This window comes from Nocardioides sp. FY1077 (genome assembly GCF_058681775.1).
The window spans coordinates 864,462-884,260 of record NZ_JBZWDB010000002.1; the positions used below are offsets into that span (position 1 = coordinate 864,462).

A 19,799-nucleotide genomic window follows, 5' to 3' on the forward strand; every position below is an offset into this window, starting at 1 on the left:
GCCCGGGGTCGGCCCCGGTCAGCCGGTCATGTCGAGCGCGCGGCCCAGGGAGCCGGCCAGCAGCTCGGAGTACTCGGTGGTGATGTGGTCGGTGTCGCGGTAGGACAGCGTGCCGCCGATGACCACCGGGCACTCGCCCTGGTAGCACAGCCACGGGGTGGGGTCGACGACCTCGGTGCCGGACGCCAGCGCGGAGTCCACCGCCACGTCACCGAGCACCCGGGCCCGCTCGGCGGGCCGGAACATGCAGTCGCCCAGGCTGGGGCTGCCGCTGGTCAGGCACTCGCCGGGGTCGTCCTCCGACTTGGGCACGTCCTTGATCAGCACCACGCGGTCCGACGGCGCCTGCAGCTGGGCCCACAGCTCGTCGTAGCCCTCCTCCAGCACGGGGGCGACGCGGTCGATGGTGAGGGCGAGGTCGTCGTCGACCCACACGCCGTTGACCGGCGGCGACGACGACACGACGGTGAGGTCGGGCTCGAGCAGCTCGACCTGGTCGACCACCCAGTCCTGGAAGTCGCTGCACTCGGTGAAGACGCGGCGCTCGTTCAGCGGCGCCACCGGCACGCGCGCGGCGGGGCACTGCGGCTTGACCAGGTAGTAGGCACGCCACCCGTTCTCCACCGCGATGCGCTCGAACGCGGGGATCCAGGCACGGGCGTGGGAGTCGCCGACCACGACGACGGTGCGCCCGGCGTCGGGGTCGCCGCGCAGGCACAGCTCCTGCACGTCCTCCTCGTAGTCGCACGCGCCGACGTCCGCCACGCTCTCGCGCAGCCGCAGCAGGCTGGGGTCGAGGTCGCTCGGCACGGCCATCGCGTCGCGCGCGGCGTTGACCGAGGCCCGCACCAGCGCGACGGTCGCGCGCTCGCCGCCCCGTTGGGCCAGCGCGATCGGGGGGTTGTCGCCGCTCTCGCCGGCTCGGGCGTCGATCCACTGCCACCCCCCGACGCAGGAGGCGGCGACCAGCGCCAGGCTGACGGGGTAGAGCACCAGCGGCCGCGGCGCGCGCAGCACGCGTGCCGGGAGCCCGTGGCGGAACGGCGTCTCGACGAAGCGGTAGGTGAGCACCGCCAGGCACAGCGCGACCAGCACGGCGACGCCGCGCTCGGCCCCGGTGAGCGGGCGCAGCGCCCACTCCTCGGCGAGCACCAGCGCCGGCCAGTGCCACAGGTAGAGGGAGTAGGACCAGTCGCCCACGGCACGCATCGGGGGGCTGACCAGCACGGCCCGCACCGGGTCGAGGCGGACCGCCGGGGCGGTGCCGGCCAGCAGCAGCGCGGCGGTGCCGAGCACCGGGAGCAGCGCCGCCCAGCCCGGGAACCGGGTGTCGGGGGAGTAGAGCGCGCACGCCGCGACGACGGCGGCGAGCCCGGCCAGGCCGAGCGCGCTCGCCGCGACCCGCGGCAGGTGCTTGCCGAGGCGGGGGGCGGCCAGTGCGGCGAGCGCGCCGACGCCGAGCTCCCAGGCCCGGCCGGGCGTGGAGTAGTAGGCGGCGCCGGGGTCGGTGAGGGTGCCGCTCACCGACCAGGCGAAGCTGGCCAGCGTGAGGACGACGAGCCCCACGGCGAGGCTGCGCTCGGGCAGCCCACTCCCCGGGCGGCGGGTGAGCAGCCGCACCAGCGCGGCGCAGCCGAGCAGCAGCAGCGGCCAGACGACGTAGAACTGCTCCTCGACCGCGAGCGACCAGTAGTGCTGCAGCGGAGAGGGCGGGCCGTCCTGGGTGAAGAAGTAGTCGCCCTGGTCGGCGAAGCGCACGTTGGCGGCGAAGAGCGTGGCCCACGCGGCGTCGACGACGACCTCACGTGCGTCGATCAGGCTCATCCACGCAACCGAGGCCACCACCGTGACGGCGGTGACCACCGTGGCGGCGGGGAGGATGCGCCGGGCCCGGCGCGACCAGAACACCAGCAGCGAGACCCGGTCGCCGCGGCGCAGCTCGCGGAACAGCAGGCCGGAGATCAGGAATCCGGAGACGACGAAGAACACGTCGACCCCGACGAAGCCGCCCGGCAGGAACGGGACGCCGGCGTGCGTGGCGACGACGACCAGCACCGCGACCGCGCGCAGTCCCTGGACGTCACTGCGGTAACCCGTGACCACCTGCATCCCCTGCCCCCCTGGCGCCCGCGAGGCTACCAGGGCCCGACGCGACGCACGGCGTCGTCGCGGCGGGTGGCATCATCGCCGGGCACCGCGCGTCGCCCCGGCGCGACGGCCGCCGCCGCGACAGGAGCCCACCGTGACCCCCACCCCGACCCGCCACCGCATCGCCGTCGTCGGGGGCACTGGGCCCCAGGGCAAGGGCCTGGGCTACCGCTTCGCGCGGGCCGGCCACGACGTCGTGCTCGGCTCGCGTGCCGCCGACAAGGCCGAGGCCGTCGCCGCGGAGGTCGCGCAGCGCCTCGCCGGCACGAGCGGCGCGGGGGCGGTGTCGGGGGCCGCCAACGCCGAGGCCTGCGCCGACGCCGACCTGGTGCTGCTCGCCGTGCCGTGGGACGGCCACGACGAGCTGGTCGCCACGCTGCCGCTCGACGGGCGCCTGGTGGTCTCCTGCGTCAACCCGCTCGGCTTCGACAAGCGCGGGGCCCACGGCCTGGTCGTCGACGGCGGGGAGGGCTCGGCCGCCGAGTCGGCCCAGCGTCTCGCGCCCGGTGCGACCGTGGTGGGCGCCTTCCACCACGTCTCCGCGGTCACCCTCTGGGAGAGCGACGAGGCCCTCTCGGACGACGACGTGCTCGTGGTGGGTGACGACCGCGACGCCAAGGAGGTCGTGATGGCCCTCGCCGCGGCGGTCACCGGCCGCCCCGGCGTCGACGCCGGGAAGCTGCGCCTGGCCCGCCAGCTGGAGCCCCTCACCGCGGTGTTGATCTCGGTCAACCGCCGCTACAAGGTGCACTCCGGGGTCCGGGTCACCGGTCTCGACCGCTGAGCCACCCGGCGCCGAGCCGGCGCGTGGGAGCGCCAGCGTCAGCGAGCCAGGCCGTCGACCACCTCGGCGCCCGGCACGTCGGCGAGACGGTGCCCGGGCAGCAGCAGCTTGGAGCGGCGTACGCCGGAGCCGACCACGGCGACGTCGATGTCGACGACGCGCGGGTCGAGCAGCAGCCGCCAGCCGGCGGGCAGCCCCAGCGGGGTGATGCCGCCGTGCTCCATGCCCGACTGCGCGACGGCCGCCTCCATCGGCAGGAACGACGCCTTGCGGACGTCGAGGGTGCGCTTGACCAGGCCGTTGACGTCGGCGCGGGTGTCGGCGCGCACGACGCAGGCCGCCACGCGCTCCTCGCCGTCGCGCCGCCCGCCGACGACCACGCAGTTGGCGCTGGCCTCGGTCGGCAGGTCGTGGGCGGCGTTCAGCGCGGCGGTGTCGGCCAGGGCGGGGTCGATCTCGACGACGCCCACCTCGTCGGCCCAGTCGAGGCCGGCGAGCAGCGCGGCCACCGGGTCGGCCAGCAGGTCGGGGCGGGTGGTGGCGACGACGGTGGCGAGGGAGCCGAGGCGGGGAGTGGTCACCGCCCCATCCTGCCGGGCCCGGTGCCCGCGGCGGGTCGTGCACCGGACCGCCGACCCTCACACGCCGTTCACCTCAGGGCCACCGCGACGTCGGAGGTGCGGCGCACGGTGGGGTGCGTGACGTCCATGACGCTCCCCGTCCGCCGTGCCTCGCCGCTGGCGGTGACCCCGGCCGTCGTCGGCCACCGCGGTGCCAGCGGGGCGTGGCCCGAGCACACCATCGAGGCCTACCGCGCGGCGATCGCCGCCGGCGCCGACGACATCGAGCTCGACCTGGTGATCACCGCCGACGGCGTCCTCGTGGTGCGCCACGAGACCGACCTGGCGTGCACCACCGACGTCGCCGAGCGTCCCGAGCTCGCCCACCGCCGCACCACCCGCGTGGTCGACGGGGTCGAGGTCACCAGCTGGTTCGTCGAGGACCTGCTGCTCGACGAGCTGCGGCTGCTGCGGGTGCGCGAGCGGATGCCGCAGCTGCGCCCCCTCAGCGCCCGTCACGACGGCCTGCTGCGCATCGCCACCTTCGACGAGGTGCTGGTCATGGTCGGGCGCGAGACCCGGCTGCGCGGGCGCTCGATCGGGATGATGGTCGAGCTGAAGGACGCCGCCTTCTTCGCCGCCCGCGGCCTTCCGATCGACGAGCCTCTGGTCGCCGACCTGCGCCGCCACGGCCTGGACACCCCCCGCTCGCGGGTCACGGTGATGTCGTTCGAGCCCACGATCCTCCAGCAGCTGGCCGGCCGACTGCGGGTGCCGCTGGTGCAGCTGCTCGACCGCCGCGACGCCCGCCCGGCCGACCTGCGCGCCGCCGGCGACCCGCGCACCTACGGCGACCTGATCACCCCCGCCGGCCTGGCCCTGGTGGAGCGGTACGCCGACGGCGTGGGCGCCCACCACTCACTGGTGGCCCGCGAGGCCGCCGACGGCCGCGGCATGGCGACCTCGTCGCTGGTGGCCGACGCCCACCGCGAGTGGCTGACCGTGCACGTGTGGACCGTGCGCGCGGAGAACCACTTCCTGCCCGCGCCGTTCCGCCGCGGCACCGACCCGGCCGCCCACGGTGACCTCGCCGGCTTCGCCGAGCTGCTCCTCGAGCTGGGCGTCGACGGGCTTATCACCGACCAGCCCGACCAGGTGGTCGCGGCCCGCTCGCGCTGGCTCGACCCCTTCGGCCTGCTGCCGTCGGTCGCCCGGGTCGCCAGGGGCGAGCGCACGGCGCCGTCCGTGCACCTCGCGCACGCCTCCTGACCCCCACCGAGGGGCGTCCGCCGGCGGCCCGTCGTCCACCCCCGGGGGTGGAACCGCCCACCGGGCGTTGACACGGGCCTTCCCTGACCGGTTCGGTGGGTCGATGGCCGACCTCTCGGGTGCACCTCCCACCGCCGCTCCACCGTCGGGCGACGACGAGCTCAGCAAGTCGATCACCGGCAGGCTGCTGTTCTTCTACGTGCTCGGCGACGTGCTCGGCTCCGGCATCTACGTGCTCATCGGCGGGGTCGCGGCCGCCGTGGGCGGGGCGTTCTGGATCGCGTTCGGCGTCGGGGTCACCGTCGCCACGGTCACCGGGCTGGCCTACGCCGAGCTGGTCACCAAGTACCCCCGCGCCGCCGGGGCGGCGCTCTACGTCAACAAGGCGTTCGGCAACCCCGCGCTGACCTTCCTCATCACGATCAGCATGCTGTCGGCGACGTTCGCGGCCGCCGGGTCGCTGGCCACCGGCTTCTCCGGCTACTTCGCCGAGGTGTGGTCGCTGCCGCCGGCGCTGCTGGTCGGGCTGGTGTTCATCCTCGTGCTGGCCGTGGTCAACTTCATCGGCATCACCGAGTCGGTGGTGGCCAACATGGTGATGACGTTCGTGGAGCTCTTCGGCCTCCTGGTCGTCGTCGTGTGCGGCGTGATCGTGGTGAGCCAGGGCGACGCCGACTTCGGGCGCCTCGTCGACTTCAGCGCCGAGGGCAACCCCGCGGTCGCGGTGGTGGCCGGCGTGGCCCTGGCGTTCTTCGCGATGACCGGCTTCGAGAACGCCGCCAACGTCGCCGAGGAGTGCGTCGACCCGAAGCGCAGCTTCCCCAAGGCGCTCGTGGGCGGCATGGCCGCCGCGGGCGTGATCTACGTGCTGGTGGCCCTGTCGGCGTCCCTGGCGGTGCCGACCGGCACCCTGGCCTCCTCGCCGGCCGCGCTGCTCGAGGTGGTCGAGTCGGGCATCCTGCCGCTGCCGGTGGGCCTGGTCTCCGTGGTCTTCGCCTGCATCGCGATGGTCGCCATCACCAACACCACGCTGGTCTCGGTGGTCACCCAGTCGCGCATCCTCTACGGCATGGCCCGCGAGGACGTCGTGCCCGGGGTCTTCAGCCGCCTGCACCAGTCGCGGCGCAGCCCGTGGGTGGCGCTCGTCTTCTCGGCGATCGTCGTCATGGGCCTGCTCGTCGTCGGCACGGTGCTCAACGAGGTCGGCGTCGGTGTCGACGTGGTGACCCGCCTGGCCACCGTCACCGTGGTGCTGACGCTGTTCATCTACACCCTGGTCATCATCTCCGCGCTCAAGCTGCGCGGGCACGACGAGTCCGAGGAGACCTACCGCGCCAGCACGCCGCTGCTCTACGTCGGCATCGTGGCCAACCTCGTGCTGCTCGTCTACGTCGTCACCGACGACCCCGCGTCGCTCTACTGGTGCGGCGGGCTGCTCGCCGTCGGCCTGCTGCTGTACGTCGCCGAGCGGGCCTTCGGGCGCCGCGACCGCCCCGCCGGCCGCGGGCGCGGCGAGACCACCGTCGAGACGGGAGCCTGAGATGCACGTCGTCGTCGCCACCGACGGGTCGAAGCAGTCGCTGGCCGCTGCGCGGCACCTGCGCTCCTTCGCCGACCCCACCAAGATCACCGACGTCACGGTCGTCGCGGTCGTGCGCCCGCTCGCGGCGGTGGCCTTCGCCGACGAGCTGTCGCCGCTCGACCGGCGCGACGCCGCCGGCGACGCGACGTCGTTCCGGGCCGCCGCCCAGGGCGCCCTGCGCACCGTGGCCGCCGAGCTCGAGGGCTGGGGTCCCGCCGTGCACACCCGCATCCGCAGCGGCTCGCCGGCCAGCGAGATCATCAAGGCCGCGACGCAGCTCGGGGCCGGGCTGGTCGTGGTGGCCGCCGGCGGGCGCGGGCTGAGCAACACGGTGCTGCTGGGCAGCACCGCCCAGCGGGTGCAGCACTCCGCGCCGTGCCCCGTGCTGGTGGTGCGGCCCGTACGACGTCCGGCCGCCAAGAAGTCCTAGGCTGCGGGCCATGGAGATCGCCCGGCTCGCCCTGCTGCTCGTCCACCTCCTGGGCTTCGCCGCCCTCTTCGGCGGCCTGCTGGCGCAGGTGCGCGAGCCGCACAAGCGGGTCAACGAGCTGATGCGCGACGGCTCCGGCACGGCGGTCGTGGCGGGCCTCGGCCTCGTCGGCGTGCTCGAGGCCGGCGACGCCGACGTCGACCACGTGAAGATCGGGGTGAAGCTGCTGATCGGCGTGGTCGTGCTGGTGCTGGTGATGGCCAACCTGCGCAAGGACCGGATCCCGCAGGGGCTGTGGGCCGCGCTGCTGGTGCTGACGGTCGCCAACGTCGCCGTCGCCGTCTTCTGGTCGCCCGCCCACGGGTCGTACTGAGCCGCGCCCTGCGCTTCCCCCTGAGCTTCCCCTGCGCTTCCCCGGCACGGCCCTCCACAGCGCGGCCCCTCCGGACACCGGCACCGGGGGAGCCCGGACGTAGGGTGGGCAGCAGCATGAGCACCCCGTTCCCCCTCCCCGGTCTCGAGTCCCTCGCCCCCGCGGAGCCCCGCACCACGCGGCGCGGCCCCACCCGCGAGCAGCTGCTCGAGGGGCTCAACGAGCCCCAGCGCGCCGCCGTCGTCCACGAGGGCGCGCCGCTGCTCGTCGTGGCCGGCGCGGGCTCCGGGAAGACCCGCGTGCTGACCCGCCGCATCGCGTGGCTGATCTCCGAGCGCGGCGCCCACCCCGGCTCCATCCTGGCGATCACCTTCACCAACAAGGCCGCCGCCGAGATGAAGGAGCGCGTCGAGGACCTCGTCGGCAAGCGCGCCCGCATCATGTGGGTCTCCACGTTCCACTCCGCGTGCGTGCGCATCCTGCGCAAGGAGATCGACAAGCTGGGCTACAAGTCCAGCTTCTCCATCTACGACGCCGCCGACCAGAAGCGGCTGATGGGGCTGGTCTGCGCCGACCTCGACCTCGACCCCAAGCGCTACCAGCCCGGTGCGCTGCTGCACTGGGTCTCCGACCACAAGAACGAGCTCCGCGACGCCGAGCAGGCCACCGCGGAGGCGAAGAACACCCTGGAGGAGACCTACGCCGCGGCGTACACGCTCTACCAGCGTCGCCTGCGCGAGGCCAACGCCCTCGACTTCGACGACCTGATCATGTCGACCGTGCGGGTGTTCCAGGAGTTCCCGGAGGTGCGCGAGACCTACCGCCGCCGCTTCCGCCACGTGCTGGTCGACGAGTACCAGGACACCAACCACGCGCAGTACGCGCTGGTGCACCAGCTGTGCGCCGCGCAGCGCGAGGAGACCGGTGGGCCGGAGGGTGCGGGCGGCTCGGGCGGGGAGCGGGTGGCGCCGGCGGAGCTGATGGTGGTCGGCGACGCCGACCAGTCGATCTACGCCTTCCGCGGCGCCAACATCCGCAACATCCTCGACTTCGAGCAGGACTTCCCCGACGCCAGCTCGGTGCTGCTGGAGCAGAACTACCGCTCCACCCAGACCATCCTGACCGCCGCCAACTCGGTGATCGGCAACAACAAGGGGCGCAAGCCGAAGCGGCTGTGGTCCGACGCCGGTGACGGCGAGCGGATCGTGGGCTACGTCGCCGACGACGAGCGCGACGAGGCCCGCTTCGTCTCCTCCGAGATCGACACCCTCGTCGACGGCGGGGCGCGTGCCTCCGACGTCGCGGTGTTCTACCGCACCAACGCCCAGTCGCGGGTGTTCGAGGAGGTGTTCATCCGCACCGGCCAGCCCTACAAGGTGGTCGGCGGCGTGCGGTTCTACGAGCGCCGCGAGGTGCGTGACGCGCTGGCCTACCTGCGGCTGCTGGCCAACCCCGCCGACCAGGTGTCGCTGCGCCGCGTCCTGAACACCCCCAAGCGCGGCATCGGCGATCGCGCCGTGGCCTGCGTCAACGCGCTGGCCGAGCGCGACCGCACCACGTTCTGGGAGGCGCTGCGCCGCGCCGACCAGGCGCCGGGGCTGGCCACCCGCTCGCTGACCAGCATCCGCGGGTTCGTGGCGATGATCGAGGAGCTGCAGTCGATGGTCGACGGCGGCGAGCGCGCCGACGTCGTCCTCGAGACCGTGCTGGCCCGCTCGGGGTACGTCGCCTCCCTCGAGGAGTCCGACGACCCGCAGGACGCCACCCGCGTGGAGAACCTCGCCGAGCTGGTGGCGGTGGCCCGCGAGTTCAGCGACGACCCGGTCGCCGGCCCGTCGGCCGACCCCGCCGACGTCGACGCCGACCAGGTCGCGCCGGGACTGCGCGACTTCCTCGAGCGGGTCGCGCTGGTCGCCGACACCGACCAGCTGCCCGACCAGGGTCCCGACGACACCGGCGTCGTCACGCTGATGACGCTGCACACCGCGAAGGGCCTGGAGTTCCCGGTCGTGTTCCTCACCGGCCTCGAGGACGGCGTCTTCCCGCACGCCCGGTCCCTCGGCGACCAGCCCGAGCTCGAGGAGGAGCGCCGCCTGGCCTACGTCGGCGTCACCCGCGCCCGCGAGCGCCTCTACCTGTCCCGGGCCGTCGTCCGCTCCGCCTGGGGCGCGCCCGCGCACAACCCCGCCTCCCGGTTCCTCGACGAGATGCCGGTCGACCTCGTCGACTGGCGCCGCACCGAGGCCGCCCAGACCCGGTGGAACCGCCCCGACCTCAGCGAGTCGTGGGGCGGTGGGCTGGCCAGCCCCACCGCGGCCGGACGCCGCAACTTCTCCTCCGCCGCGCTGCGCGCCGACGCCGTCGCCAAGTCGCGCCCTGCGCGCGACGTGCCCTCCCTCGAGCCCGGCGACCGCGTGCAGCACGACTCCTTCGGCCTCGGCTCCGTCGTCGCGGTCGAGGGCGTCGCCGACAAGTCGGTGGCCTCCATCGACTTCGGCTCCCAGGGCGTCAAGCGCCTCCTGCTGCGCTATGCCCCGGTGCAGAAGATCTGACGCTCCGCCTTCGCTCGTCGGTCGAGCAGGCCCCGCATCGTGCGACCCCCGTTCGTTGGTTGAACAGGGCGCACAGCGCCGGCCTCGTCGTTGGTCGGCAGGGCGCGCTAGCGCCCGTGTCGAAACCTCCGCAGCCTGCGCATCTGCGGCCCCCGTTCGTTGGTTGAGCAGGGCGCGCTAGCGCCCGTGTCGAAACCTCCGCAGCCCGCGCTGGGACCTGCCCTCGTCCAGTCCCCGGCGGACGGTCGGGTGGTCTCGATACACCTCGTCGCTGGCGCTCCTCGGCACTCGACCACCGAGTGCAGGCCCCCGTTGGTCGAGCAGGGCGCGTGGTCTCGATACACCTCGTCGCTGGCGCGGTTCCTGAGGAGCGAGCGCAGCGAGCGTCTCGAAGGGCTCCTCGGCACTCGACCACCGAAGTGGGCCCGGCCCGTTCGTCGGTCGGCAGGCGCGCAGCGCTCGTGTCGAAACCTCCGCAGCCCGCGCTGGGACCTGCCCTGGCCGGTCCCAGGGTCCCTCGGACACCGAGGACGCCGGAGGGTCCTGTCAGGGGTGGGTCAGGGGGTGACGCCGTTGACCGAGAGGGCCTCGGCCGGGTCGACCGGGTCGCCGCCACCGGGGCGCACCTCGAGGTGGAGGTGGGGGCCGGTGACGTTGCCGGTGGAGCCGACGGTGCCGAGCAGCTCGCCGGCGCGGACGACGTCGCCGGGGGAGACGTTGATGGAGGTCTGGTGGCAGTACCAGATCTCGGTGCCGTCGTCGAGGGTCAGCACGGTCTTGTTGCCGTACGCGCCGTCGTAGCCGGTGGAGGTGATGGTGCCGTTGGCGACCGAGACCAGGGGGGTGCCGGTGGGGGCCGCGAAGTCGAGGCCGGTGTGGTAGGTCGCCCACAGGCCGTACTCGCCGTAGCGCGCGGTGAGGCGGTAGCCCGACAGCGGCAGCACCCACAGGTTCTGCTCGATCTTCTCCGACTGCAGCTCCGCGGCGTCGGCGAGCTCGCGCAGCGCGCTGTTGCGCTCGGCGGCCTGCGCCTCGGCGGCGTCGACGAGGTCGGCGTCGGCCTTGCCGGCGAGCGCCTCGCGGCTGGAGTCGCGGCTGAGCACCCGGTCGCGGTCGGCGAGGCCGACGGTGGCGACGCCGCTGGTGCCCGTCAGGGCGCTGGCGGGTCCGATGCGGGCCTGCGACGCCGCAGGGGACGGGGTCTCGCCGGCCGTGACGGCCCCGCCCACCGACACCGCGAGCGCCGCGACGCCGACCAGCACGGGCACCGACGGCAGCTTGCGGAACAGCGGGCCGCGCGAGCCGGCGTGCTTGACGGCCTTGCGGCGCCCACCCGGGGCGGCCGGGCCGGCGGGGGCCGCGGCGACGGCGGTCATCGCAGCGGGCGTCAGCACCGGCAGGGTCTGCGTGGGGTCGGTGGCGAACGACGTGGTGTGGTCGACCGGCTCGAGGTCGGCGAGGATCCGCTCGACCGTGCGGGCGTCGGTGCGGCCCTCGGGCAGCGCCGGGTGGTGCGCCTCGACGGGAGCGGCGGGCGGCACCGACTCGACACGCACAGGCTGCTCGAGCACGGCCACCCGGCGACCGACGTACGGCGTGGCGGGGGCGACCGAGTCGGCGGCCACTGCGGCCACCCGGCGGCCGCGGTAGGGCTGGTCCGGGGTCACGAGGTCGCTTCCACTGGTGCGGGTGGTGGCGACTCGATGAACCATGCGGCAGTGACTCCCGTGTGGACGGTGGTGACAGGCGGGTCGTCCCGGGGCCGGGGAAGGATGCGAGGACGAACGAGCCCAGACTCTAGCCGACCGGAGTGCTCCACGGAACTCGTCAGCCCTGCGGGTGTGGACACCGCGCGCCTAGCCTGGGCTCGTGAGCGAGACGTTGCGGGTGGTGGCCGGCGCGAGCGGGGCCGCCGACGAGGCCGGGACCGCCCGGCTGTGCCGGCTGCTGCGCGACGCCGGCCACGAGGTGGTGCGTGTCGGTGACGGCCTCGACGCCGCCGGTCTCGCCGCCACCGCCGTGCAGGAGGACGCCGACGTGGTCGTCCTCCTCCTCGCGGACGACCACGCGCCCGGGGCTCGAGGAGCGGCGGACCCGGCCACCGACCTCGAGGCCGCTCTCCTGGCCCTCGACGCCGGGGACGTGGCCGTGGTGGCCGGCACCGACGCCGCGGCCCTCGCCGCGGCGGCGACGTCGCGCTGAGTCGGCGCATGACGTCGGTCACGTGGCGACCCGGGCCCTCGTGCCGTGCGACGCGGCAGGACTAGGGTGCGAGGCGCCCCGCCGACCGCCGCCTGCCCCAGGCGTACGGGCGCGGGTGCCTGACAAGGCTCGACCGACGACGCCTCGACGACGAGAGACTGGTGGACCAGTGGACCTGATGGAGTACCAGGCGAAGGAGCTCTTCGCCAAGCACGGAGTCCCGGGCACCCCGGGCATCGTCGCCAACACCCCCGCCGAGGCGCGGGCGGCCGCCGAGCAGCTCGGCGTCTGCGTGGTCAAGGCGCAGGTCAAGGCCGGTGGCCGCGGCAAGGCGGGCGGCGTCAAGCTCGCCAAGACCCCCGACGAGGCCGAGCAGCACGCCACGGCCATCCTCGGCATGGAGATCAAGGGCCTGACGGTCAACCGGGTGCTGATCGCCCCGGCCGCCAGCATCGAGGAGGAGTACTACTTCTCGTTCCTGCTCGACCGTGCCAACCGTCAGTACCTCTGCATCGCCAGCGTCGAGGGCGGTGTCGAGATCGAGGAGGTCGCGAAGACCAACCCCGACGCGGTCAAGCAGATCGCCATCGACCCCGGCACCGGCGTCGACGAGGCCAAGGCCCGCGAGATCGTCGCCGAGGCGGCGTTCCCCGAGGCGCTGGTCGAGCAGGCCGTGACGACCGTGCTCAACCTCTGGAAGGTCTTCGTCGAGGAGGACGCCACCCTCGTCGAGGTCAACCCGCTGGCCCGGCTGGCCGGCGACGTGCTCGAGGCGCTCGACGGCAAGGTCTCGCTCGACGAGAACGCCGAGTTCCGCCACACCGAGCACGCGCAGTTCGAGGACAAGGCCGCCGCCGACCCGCTCGAGGCCAAGGCCAAGGAGAAGGGCCTCAACTACGTCAAGCTCGACGGTGCCGTCGGCATCATCGGCAACGGCGCGGGCCTGGTCATGTCGACCCTCGACGTGGTCGCCTACGCCGGCGAGGCGCACGGCGGCGTGAAGCCCGCCAACTTCCTCGACATCGGTGGCGGCGCCTCGGCGCAGGTCATGGCCGACGGCCTCGACGTCATCCTCAACGACGAGCAGGTCAAGGCGGTGTTCGTCAACGTCTTCGGCGGCATCACCTCCTGCGACGCCGTCGCCAACGGCATCGTCGGTGCCCTGGACATCCTCGGCGACGAGGCCACCAAGCCGCTGGTCGTGCGTCTCGACGGCAACAACGTCGAGGAGGGCCGGCGCATCCTGCAGGAGCGCGCCCACCCCCTGGTGACGCTGGTCGAGACGATGGACGGTGCGGCCGACAAGGCCGCCGAGCTGGCGAACGCCTGAGAACGGGACTGAATCAATGTCGATCTACCTGACCAAGGACAGCAAGGTCATCGTCCAGGGCATCACCGGCGGCGAGGGCACCAAGCACACCGCGCTGATGCTGAAGTCCGGCACGAACGTCGTGGGCGGCGTCAACGCCCGCAAGGCCGGCACGACCGTCACCCACACGGCCGCCGACGGCAGCAGCGTCGAGCTGCCCGTCTTCGGCACCGTCGAGGAGGCCATGAAGGAGACCGGCGCCGACGTGTCGGTCGCGTTCGTGCCGCCGGCGTTCACCAAGGACGCCTGCGTCGAGGCCATCGACGCCGGCATCGGCCTGCTCGTGGTGATCACCGAGGGCGTGCCCGTGCAGGACACCGCCGAGGTGTGGTCCTACCTGCAGGGCAAGAGCACCCGGATGATCGGCCCGAACTGCCCGGGAATCATCACCCCCGGCGAGGCGCTGGCCGGCATCACCCCGGCCACCATCTCGGGCTCCGGCCCGGTGGGCCTGGTGTCGAAGTCGGGCACGCTGACCTACCAGATGATGTTCGAGCTGCGTGACTTCGGCTTCTCGACCGCCATCGGCATCGGCGGCGACCCGATCGTGGGCACCACCCACATCGACGCCCTGGCGGCGTTCGAGGCGGACCCCGACACCAAGGCGATCGTGATGATCGGCGAGATCGGTGGTGACGCCGAGGAGCGTGCGGCGGCCTACATCAAGGACAACGTGACCAAGCCGGTCGTCGGCTACGTCGCGGGCTTCACCGCCCCGGAGGGCAAGACCATGGGCCACGCCGGCGCCATCGTGTCGGGCTCCTCGGGCACCGCGCAGGCCAAGAAGGAGGCCCTCGAGGCCGTGGGCGTGAAGGTCGGCAAGACGCCGTCCGAGACCGCCCAGCTGATGCGGGAGATCCTGCAGGCGCTCTGAGGCGACCTGTCGTACGCCGCGAGCGGCCCGTCCCCGGTGGGGGCGGGCCGCTCGTCGTCTCGGCGGGTCATCAACCGGCCGGGGGTGCCTCGCACGGGTCGGCGGCGAAGGCGCACAGGGCCGTGACGGTGGAGGCCGTGGTCTCCTCCAGCAGCGCCTGCGCCTGCCGCACGACCGCGTCGTCCGCGGCACCCATGGTGAAGACGGTCGCGGCGAGCACCGCGTTGCCGACCCGCACCAGCTGGACGACGGTGCCCCCGCCGGTGCCGTCGCGGCTGAGGTAGGTCAACGAGTCGTCGCCGAGGTCGGAGCCGAGCACCGAGTCGGTGAGGCAGCGAGCGGCCAGGAAGGCTCCGGTGCGCTCCTGCATCACGTCCTCGGCGTCCTCGGCGTCGGCGTACAGCAGCAGGCCGCGGAACGCGCCGCCCTCGCTGTCGGGGTTCACCACGGTGACCTGGGCGGCGTCGAGCGCCCCGGGCCTGGCCGCCGGGGTCAGCGGGTCGGCGCCGCAGCCGGCCACGGGCTCGGGCGGGGCGAACCCGTCGCTCGCCTCGGGCTCGTCGGTGACCCCGAGCAGGCCCTCGGCCAGGGGGAACGCCGACGGCACCTCGGTGACCCACGCCGTCGCCTGCGGGGTGCCGGTCCGCGACGGGCCGGCGGTGGGCTCGACGGCGACCTCGGGGCCGCGCCCGTCGCCCCTGTCGATGCCGTCACCGACGTCGGCGGCGAGGCCGAGGGGGACGGCGACGAGCAGCGCGGCCGCGGCCAGACCACCGACACCCAGCGCGGTGCGGCGGCGGCGCAGGCGGTCGCCGCGGCGACGTACCTCGGCAGCGGGCAGCGGGTGCACGGGGGTCCCTCCGGTGCGGTAGTGGGCGAACAGGTCGTCGGGGTCAGGCATGGTGGGCTCCCTCATGGAGGCCGTCGTCGTCGCCGAGCGCCGCCGCGAGCGCGGCCCGGCCCCGGCTGAGCCGGGCCTTGACCGTGCCCTCCGGGGCGCCGACCTCCCGGGCCACGGCGTGCACCGGCAGGTCGGCGATGTGGTGCAGCACCAGCGCCCGGCGCTGGGCCTCGGGCAGCCGCCGCAGCGCCTCCACCAGCACGACGTGGGCCTCCGAGGGCGGCGCGGCCGACACCGGGGCGCTCACCGCGCGGTCGGCCGGTCGTCGCCCGCGCACGGTGCGCCGCCAGCGGCTCACCGCCAGCCGGTACGCCGTGGTGCGCACCCACGCCTCGGGGTGCTCGGCGCGCTCGAGGCTGCGCCGGTGGGCCCAGGCGCGCACGAACGCCTCCTGCACGCACTCCTCGGCCTCGTCGCGGTCGCCGATCATCGCGTGCACCTGTCTCACGACACGCGCGTACGACGCGGTGTAGAGCTCGTCGAACTCGCGCTCGTCCATGGCCCGTCCTGTCTGCGGCCGCCCCGGTGGCCCGGTGCGGCGTCCTGCGCTGTCAGGAGTGGTACGCCTCGGCACGGCGGACGGTTGCACGCCACGCCGAAGTGACCGACGAGGCGCTTGCTCAGCCGCGGTCGCGCGACTGCGGCTGCTGGGACCGCGGCGACTGCTGCTGTGACTGCTGCTGTGACTGGCGCTGCGACTGGCGGGCCGCCGCCGGCGCCGGCAGCGTGCCGAGCCGCTCGGCGGCACGGGCGGTCAGGTCGAGGAAGGCGGCCGACGAGATGTCGGCGCCCGGGGCCGGCACGAAGCCGATCTGGCTCAGTGCGGTGCCGCGGCGCAGCAGCGCCATCCGGAAGCGCAGCGACTCGTCGTCGGAGAGCTCGAAGGTGACGTCCCAGACGTCCAGGGAGCGCTCGGGGCCGGTCTGCGTGGCCACCTGCGCGACCTCGGTGCCGAGGTCGCGGTCGGCGCACCGGGCGAGCTCGGAGCGCACCTGCGCCACCAGCGCGCGGGCCTGCGGCTCGGGGAGCGACCCCACGGTCTGGGTCAGGCCGAACGACGTCGGCACCTGTGCCCGCGGCACGAGGAAGGTGCGGGTGCGGTTGTCGGCGAAGGTGGCGCCGCGGAACGCGCCGGCGAAGCGGGTCTGGTCGCAGCGGGTCGCGGCGTCGTTGTCGACGGCGCGCCGGGCACCGGTGCCGACCCAGGGCCGGGTGATCCCGCCCACCGGGGGCAGGTCGATCTCGGAGAGCAGGCTCGGCACGTCGCCGACGGGCAGGGCGTCGGTGGGGCGCAGCCCGGGCCGCTGGGCGCAGGCACCGGCGTCCGGCTGCGTGCACAGCCCGTCGACGGCGTCGGCGAGCAGGCGGGCCTGGTCGAGCAGGTCGTCGGGGCGCTCGCCCTCGCGGCTGCTGACCGTGGCGGTGACCAGGCGACCGGTGCGGGCGACACCGGCCACCACGCTCTGCCCGGGCCTGGCGTCGGGGAGGCGCAGCTCGAGGACCAGCGCCTCCTCGCCCACGCCGGTGACCTCCTGGGTGGAGACCAGCCGCGCCCGCGGCTCGCCGCACCCGGCGAACCAGTCGACGGTGGTGCGGAAGGAGCGCTGTGCGGCGCGGTCGGTGCGCGAGGACTCCGCCAGCTGCCACACCGCGCGGTCGGGGTCGACCCGGGCGGGTGCGTCGTCGAAGTCGCGCACGAACGCCGCGGTGCCCCCGGGGTCGGCGTAGCGGGCGGTCTGGCAGGGCAGCACCAGTCCGTCGCCGCTGGTGTTGTCGGTGGTCGCCCCGGTCGACCAGCCCCGGCCCGGCACCCGCGCGGAGACCGCCCGGGCGTCGAGGAGGGCCTCCTCGACGAGCGGCTCGGGCTCCGGCTCGGCGGACTGCTCGTCGGGGCTCTCGACCCCCGGCGCGGCGGAGTCGCCCGGGGCGGCCGTCACCGCGCGCTGCAGGGTCGGGCGCACGCCGCTGGTGTCGGTGACCAGCGCGCCGGTCGCGACCAGCGCGGCCACCGTGGCGGCCGCACCCACCGCGGTGTGGGTGCGCCGCCGGGTGGCCCCGGCGCGACGCAGGATGCTCGAGCGGGGCCAGCGCACGTCGGCGACGACCGCGGCGAGCGGCTCGAGGGTGGTGCGCACCAGCGGCGTGGGGGAGTCGCGCAGCAGGCCGTACTGCGCGGTCGCGCTCTGCAGGTCGCGCTCGGCGGCCTCGGTGGTCAGGCCCAGCTCGCGGGCCAGCTCGCTCATCGGCACGGCCGCGAGGTGGGAGAGCAGCAGCACCCGGCGCTGGGTCACCGGCACCCCGGCCAGGGCGTCGAGCGTGGTCTGCGCCTCGGGGTCGAGGCCCTTCTCGCGGTGCCAGGGGCGGGTGGTGTGGCGGCGCAGCGCGTGCGACCAGGCCAGCGGGCGCACCCAGGACTCGGGGTCGTCGCGGCGACCGACCTTGCCCCAGTGGTGCCAGGCCGCCACGAACGCGTCGCGCACGGCGTGCCGGGCGGCGCCGAGGTCCCCGGTGAGCGCGTAGGTCTGCAGCAGCAGGCGCTCGCGGGCGTCCTTGTAGAACGCGTCGAAGTCGTCGGGATCCCTCATGGCCGCTCCACGGTACGCAACCGCCGGGTGTGCCCGCCATTCCGGCGTGGGTCCACCGCGGCGCGGGGTGGTCGGGTCAGGATGCAGGGGTCATGACGTCGCTGCTGCCTGGTTCCTCGACCACCTCGACGCGGGTCCGCAAGGTCCCGCGCACGACGGCGACGGCGCCCACCGGGGTCGTCGGCGCCGCCGGTCGCCGTCCGCTGGTGCCGGCCGCGCTGCTCGGCGGGATCGCCGCCGCGTCGGTGACGCTGCTCGTGGTGCTGTGCCTGGCGGTGATCGGCTGGTTCGCCACCGACGCCGGCGCCCACGGCGCCCCGCGCGACGCGCTGCGGGTGGGTGCGCTGGTGTGGGCGACCGCCCACGGCTCCGGGGTGGTCGTCGGCGGGGTCGCCGTCACCGCCGTCCCGCTCGGGCTCACGCTGCTCTGCGCGCTGGCCTGCTGGCGTCTCGGTCTGCGGGTGGGGGAGTCGGTCTCGGGCCACGGTCCCGACGCCGACGCGATCAGCGACGGCGAGCGCGACTGGACCGTCCCGCAGGCGGTGCTGGTCTTCGTCGCCGGGTACGCCGTCGTCGCGGTCGCGGCCACCTCGCTGGCCGCGACGCCCGAGACCTCGCCGTCGGTGCCGGCCGTGCTCGCCTGGGTGGCCGCGCTGGGCCTGCTGGTCGCGGGCCCGGCGGTCGCCGTCGGCTCGGGTCGAGCGGCCATCTGGGCCGCCGCCGTGCCGCCCTCGCTGCGCGGCGCCGCGGTGACGGCCCGCCGGCTCCTGCTGACCTGGCTCGCGCTGGCCGCCCTGGCGTTCGTCGTCGCCCTGGTCGTCGACCTCGGCACCGCCGCCAACGTGCTGGCCCAGCTGCACACCGACGCCGGTGACGCGACCGTCTTCTCCGCGGCCAGCCTGGCGGTCGTGCCCAACGCCGTGCTGTTCGCCGCCGCCTACCTCGTCGGGCCCGGCTTCACCGTCGGCACCGCCACCCTCGTCTCGCCCGAGACCGTGGTGGTGGGACCGCTGCCGATGTTCCCGCTGCTCGCGGCGCTGCCCGACGTCGGCACCCCGCCCGCCTGGACGGCCGCGCTCGTGGGGCTGCCGGCGCTGGTGGCCGCCGTGGTCGCCGTGCAGGCCCAGCGCCGGGCACCCACCCTGCGCTGGGACGAGGGTGCGCTGCGCGGCGGCGTCGGCGGGGTGGTGGCCGGCCTCGTGCTCGGCCTCCTCGCCGCGCTGGCCGGCGGGGCCGTGGGCCCGGGCCGCATGCGCGACGTCGGGCCGCTGGCCCACGACGTCACCGTGCACGCGATCGCCACCTTCGGGCTCGGCGGGCTCGTGGGCGGGCTGCTGGTCACCGCGTGGCAGCGCCACGCCGCCCACCGGGCCGCGCGCCACGGGGCCGACGACACCGCGGGCGACGACGGTGGCACCGGCCAGCCCACCGCGCCCTAGACTCCCGGCGTGCCCGCCCGTCTCGTCGTCCTGGTGTCGGGCTCCGGCACCAACCTGCAGGCCCTCCTCGACGCCTGCACCGATCCCGCGTACGGCGCCCGCGTGGTGGCCGTCGGGGCCGACCGCGCCGGCATCGAGGGCCTCGCCCGCGCCGAGCGCGCCGGCGTGCCGACGTTCGTCGAGCGGGTCGGCGACCACCCCGACCGCGCGGCCTGGGACGACGCGCTGACCACCGCCGTGGCGGCCCACGAACCCGACCTGGTCGTGCTCGCGGGCTTCATGAAGCTGGTCGGGCCGGCGTTCCTCGCCCGTCTCGGCGGGCGGGTGGTCAACACCCACCCCGCGCTGTCGCCGTCGTTCCCCGGCATGCACGGCCCCGCCGACGCGCTCGCCCACGGCGTGAAGGTCACCGGCGCCACGCTCTTCGTGGTCGACGCCGGCGTGGACACCGGGGTGATCGTGGCGCAGAGCGCGGTGCCGGTGGAGGACGACGACGACGTCGCCGCGCTGCACGAGCGGATCAAGGTGGCCGAGCGCGCGATGCTGGTCACCACGGTGGGCCGGATGGTGCGCGAGGGCTTCACCGTGGAGGGCCGCCGGGTGCGTCTGGGGCGCTGAGCCCCCTACGATGGACCCACACGACTGGCGCAGGTGGGACCACCACCGGGGAGTGCCCCGCACGGGCTGTGACGCGGGGGCGAGTGCATCGACCGCCTGGGTGCCCTCATCGA

At 74.8% G+C, this 19,799-nt stretch carries 17 protein-coding genes and 1 riboswitch; of the genes, 11 read left to right on the forward strand and 6 right to left on the reverse strand.

Annotated features, from left to right (window positions below):
* Positions 1-18 precede the first annotated feature (18 nt).
* Positions 19-2,103: an acyltransferase family protein gene (locus AC4OR8_RS09005; protein ID WP_492165195.1), complete on the reverse strand. Its 2,085-nt coding sequence runs from the start codon at positions 2,101-2,103 to the stop codon at positions 19-21.
* A gap of 139 nt (positions 2,104-2,242) precedes the next feature.
* Between AC4OR8_RS09005 and npdG the strand changes: the two genes are divergently transcribed.
* A complete protein-coding gene (gene npdG, locus AC4OR8_RS09010; RefSeq protein WP_492165196.1) occupies positions 2,243-2,932 on the forward strand; it encodes an NADPH-dependent F420 reductase in 690 nt (229 codons plus the stop codon).
* A gap of 38 nt (positions 2,933-2,970) precedes the next feature.
* Here the strand turns inward: npdG and AC4OR8_RS09015 are convergent, their stop codons facing one another.
* Positions 2,971-3,513 (reverse strand): YbaK/EbsC family protein, encoded by a 543-nt coding sequence (locus AC4OR8_RS09015; RefSeq protein WP_492165197.1) that lies wholly within the window; start codon positions 3,511-3,513, stop codon positions 2,971-2,973.
* 126 nt (positions 3,514-3,639) lie between these two features.
* Here AC4OR8_RS09015 and AC4OR8_RS09020 point away from each other — a divergent pair, with 126 nt between their 5' ends.
* The 5 genes from AC4OR8_RS09020 to pcrA all read left to right on the forward strand — a co-directional run bounded on the left by AC4OR8_RS09020 (position 3,640) and on the right by pcrA (position 9,698).
* Complete coding sequence (locus tag AC4OR8_RS09020) at positions 3,640-4,761, forward strand: glycerophosphodiester phosphodiesterase family protein (RefSeq protein WP_492165198.1); 1,122 nt, start codon at positions 3,640-3,642, stop codon at positions 4,759-4,761.
* Between the two features lie 103 nt (positions 4,762-4,864).
* Entirely contained in the window at positions 4,865-6,301 is a 1,437-nt protein-coding gene (locus AC4OR8_RS09025) for an APC family permease (RefSeq protein ID WP_492165199.1), read from the forward strand.
* 1 nt (position 6,302) lies between these two features.
* Positions 6,303-6,773: a universal stress protein gene (locus AC4OR8_RS09030; RefSeq protein ID WP_492165200.1), complete on the forward strand. Its 471-nt coding sequence runs from the start codon at positions 6,303-6,305 to the stop codon at positions 6,771-6,773.
* A gap of 10 nt (positions 6,774-6,783) precedes the next feature.
* Positions 6,784-7,146 carry a hypothetical protein gene (locus AC4OR8_RS09035; protein ID WP_492165201.1) on the forward strand — a complete coding sequence of 121 codons (363 nt, stop codon included), beginning with the start codon at positions 6,784-6,786 and terminating at the stop codon, positions 7,144-7,146.
* 116 nt (positions 7,147-7,262) lie between these two features.
* Entirely contained in the window at positions 7,263-9,698 is a 2,436-nt protein-coding gene (gene pcrA / locus AC4OR8_RS09040) for a DNA helicase PcrA (RefSeq protein WP_492165202.1), read from the forward strand.
* Between the two features lie 557 nt (positions 9,699-10,255).
* Here the strand turns inward: pcrA and AC4OR8_RS09045 are convergent.
* Positions 10,256-11,365 (reverse strand): M23 family metallopeptidase, encoded by a 1,110-nt coding sequence (locus AC4OR8_RS09045; protein WP_492165203.1) that lies wholly within the window; start codon positions 11,363-11,365, stop codon positions 10,256-10,258.
* A gap of 202 nt (positions 11,366-11,567) precedes the next feature.
* Between AC4OR8_RS09045 and AC4OR8_RS09050 the strand changes: the two genes are divergently transcribed.
* From AC4OR8_RS09050 to sucD, 3 genes are all read left to right on the forward strand, one after another.
* Positions 11,568-11,900, forward strand: a complete 333-nt coding sequence (locus AC4OR8_RS09050) for a hypothetical protein (protein WP_492165204.1) — start codon at positions 11,568-11,570, stop codon at positions 11,898-11,900.
* 169 nt (positions 11,901-12,069) lie between these two features.
* Positions 12,070-13,230: an ADP-forming succinate--CoA ligase subunit beta gene (gene sucC / locus AC4OR8_RS09055; protein ID WP_492165205.1), complete on the forward strand. Its 1,161-nt coding sequence runs from the start codon at positions 12,070-12,072 to the stop codon at positions 13,228-13,230.
* 16 nt (positions 13,231-13,246) lie between these two features.
* Positions 13,247-14,143 carry a succinate--CoA ligase subunit alpha gene (gene sucD / locus AC4OR8_RS09060; protein WP_492165206.1) on the forward strand — a complete coding sequence of 299 codons (897 nt, stop codon included), beginning with the start codon at positions 13,247-13,249 and terminating at the stop codon, positions 14,141-14,143.
* A 70-nt stretch (positions 14,144-14,213) separates the two neighbouring features.
* Here the strand turns inward: sucD and AC4OR8_RS09065 are convergent, their stop codons facing one another.
* From AC4OR8_RS09065 to AC4OR8_RS09075, 3 genes are all read right to left on the reverse strand, one after another.
* Complete coding sequence (locus AC4OR8_RS09065; protein ID WP_492165207.1) at positions 14,214-15,044, reverse strand: hypothetical protein; 831 nt, start codon at positions 15,042-15,044, stop codon at positions 14,214-14,216.
* The gene (locus AC4OR8_RS09070; RefSeq protein WP_492165208.1) at positions 15,037-15,543 is read right to left on the reverse strand and encodes an RNA polymerase sigma factor; all 507 of its coding nucleotides are present in this window, start codon (positions 15,541-15,543) and stop codon (positions 15,037-15,039) included. Before AC4OR8_RS09070 ends, AC4OR8_RS09065 begins: the two co-directional genes overlap by 8 nt.
* Before the next feature lie 121 nt (positions 15,544-15,664).
* Positions 15,665-17,629, reverse strand: coding sequence for a hypothetical protein (locus tag AC4OR8_RS09075; protein ID WP_492165209.1), 1,965 nt, complete (start codon positions 17,627-17,629; stop codon positions 15,665-15,667).
* Positions 17,630-17,721: 92 nt separating this feature from the next.
* Between AC4OR8_RS09075 and AC4OR8_RS09080 the strand changes: the two genes are divergently transcribed.
* On the forward strand, positions 17,722-19,068 hold the full coding sequence (locus AC4OR8_RS09080; protein WP_492165210.1) for a cell division protein PerM: 1,347 nt from the start codon (positions 17,722-17,724) through the stop codon (positions 19,066-19,068).
* 9 nt (positions 19,069-19,077) lie between these two features.
* A complete protein-coding gene (gene purN / locus AC4OR8_RS09085; RefSeq protein WP_492165211.1) occupies positions 19,078-19,686 on the forward strand; it encodes a phosphoribosylglycinamide formyltransferase in 609 nt (202 codons plus the stop codon).
* A gap of 10 nt (positions 19,687-19,696) precedes the next feature.
* Positions 19,697-19,795, forward strand: a riboswitch (ZMP/ZTP riboswitch).
* The last annotated feature ends 4 nt before the right edge of the window (positions 19,796-19,799 follow it).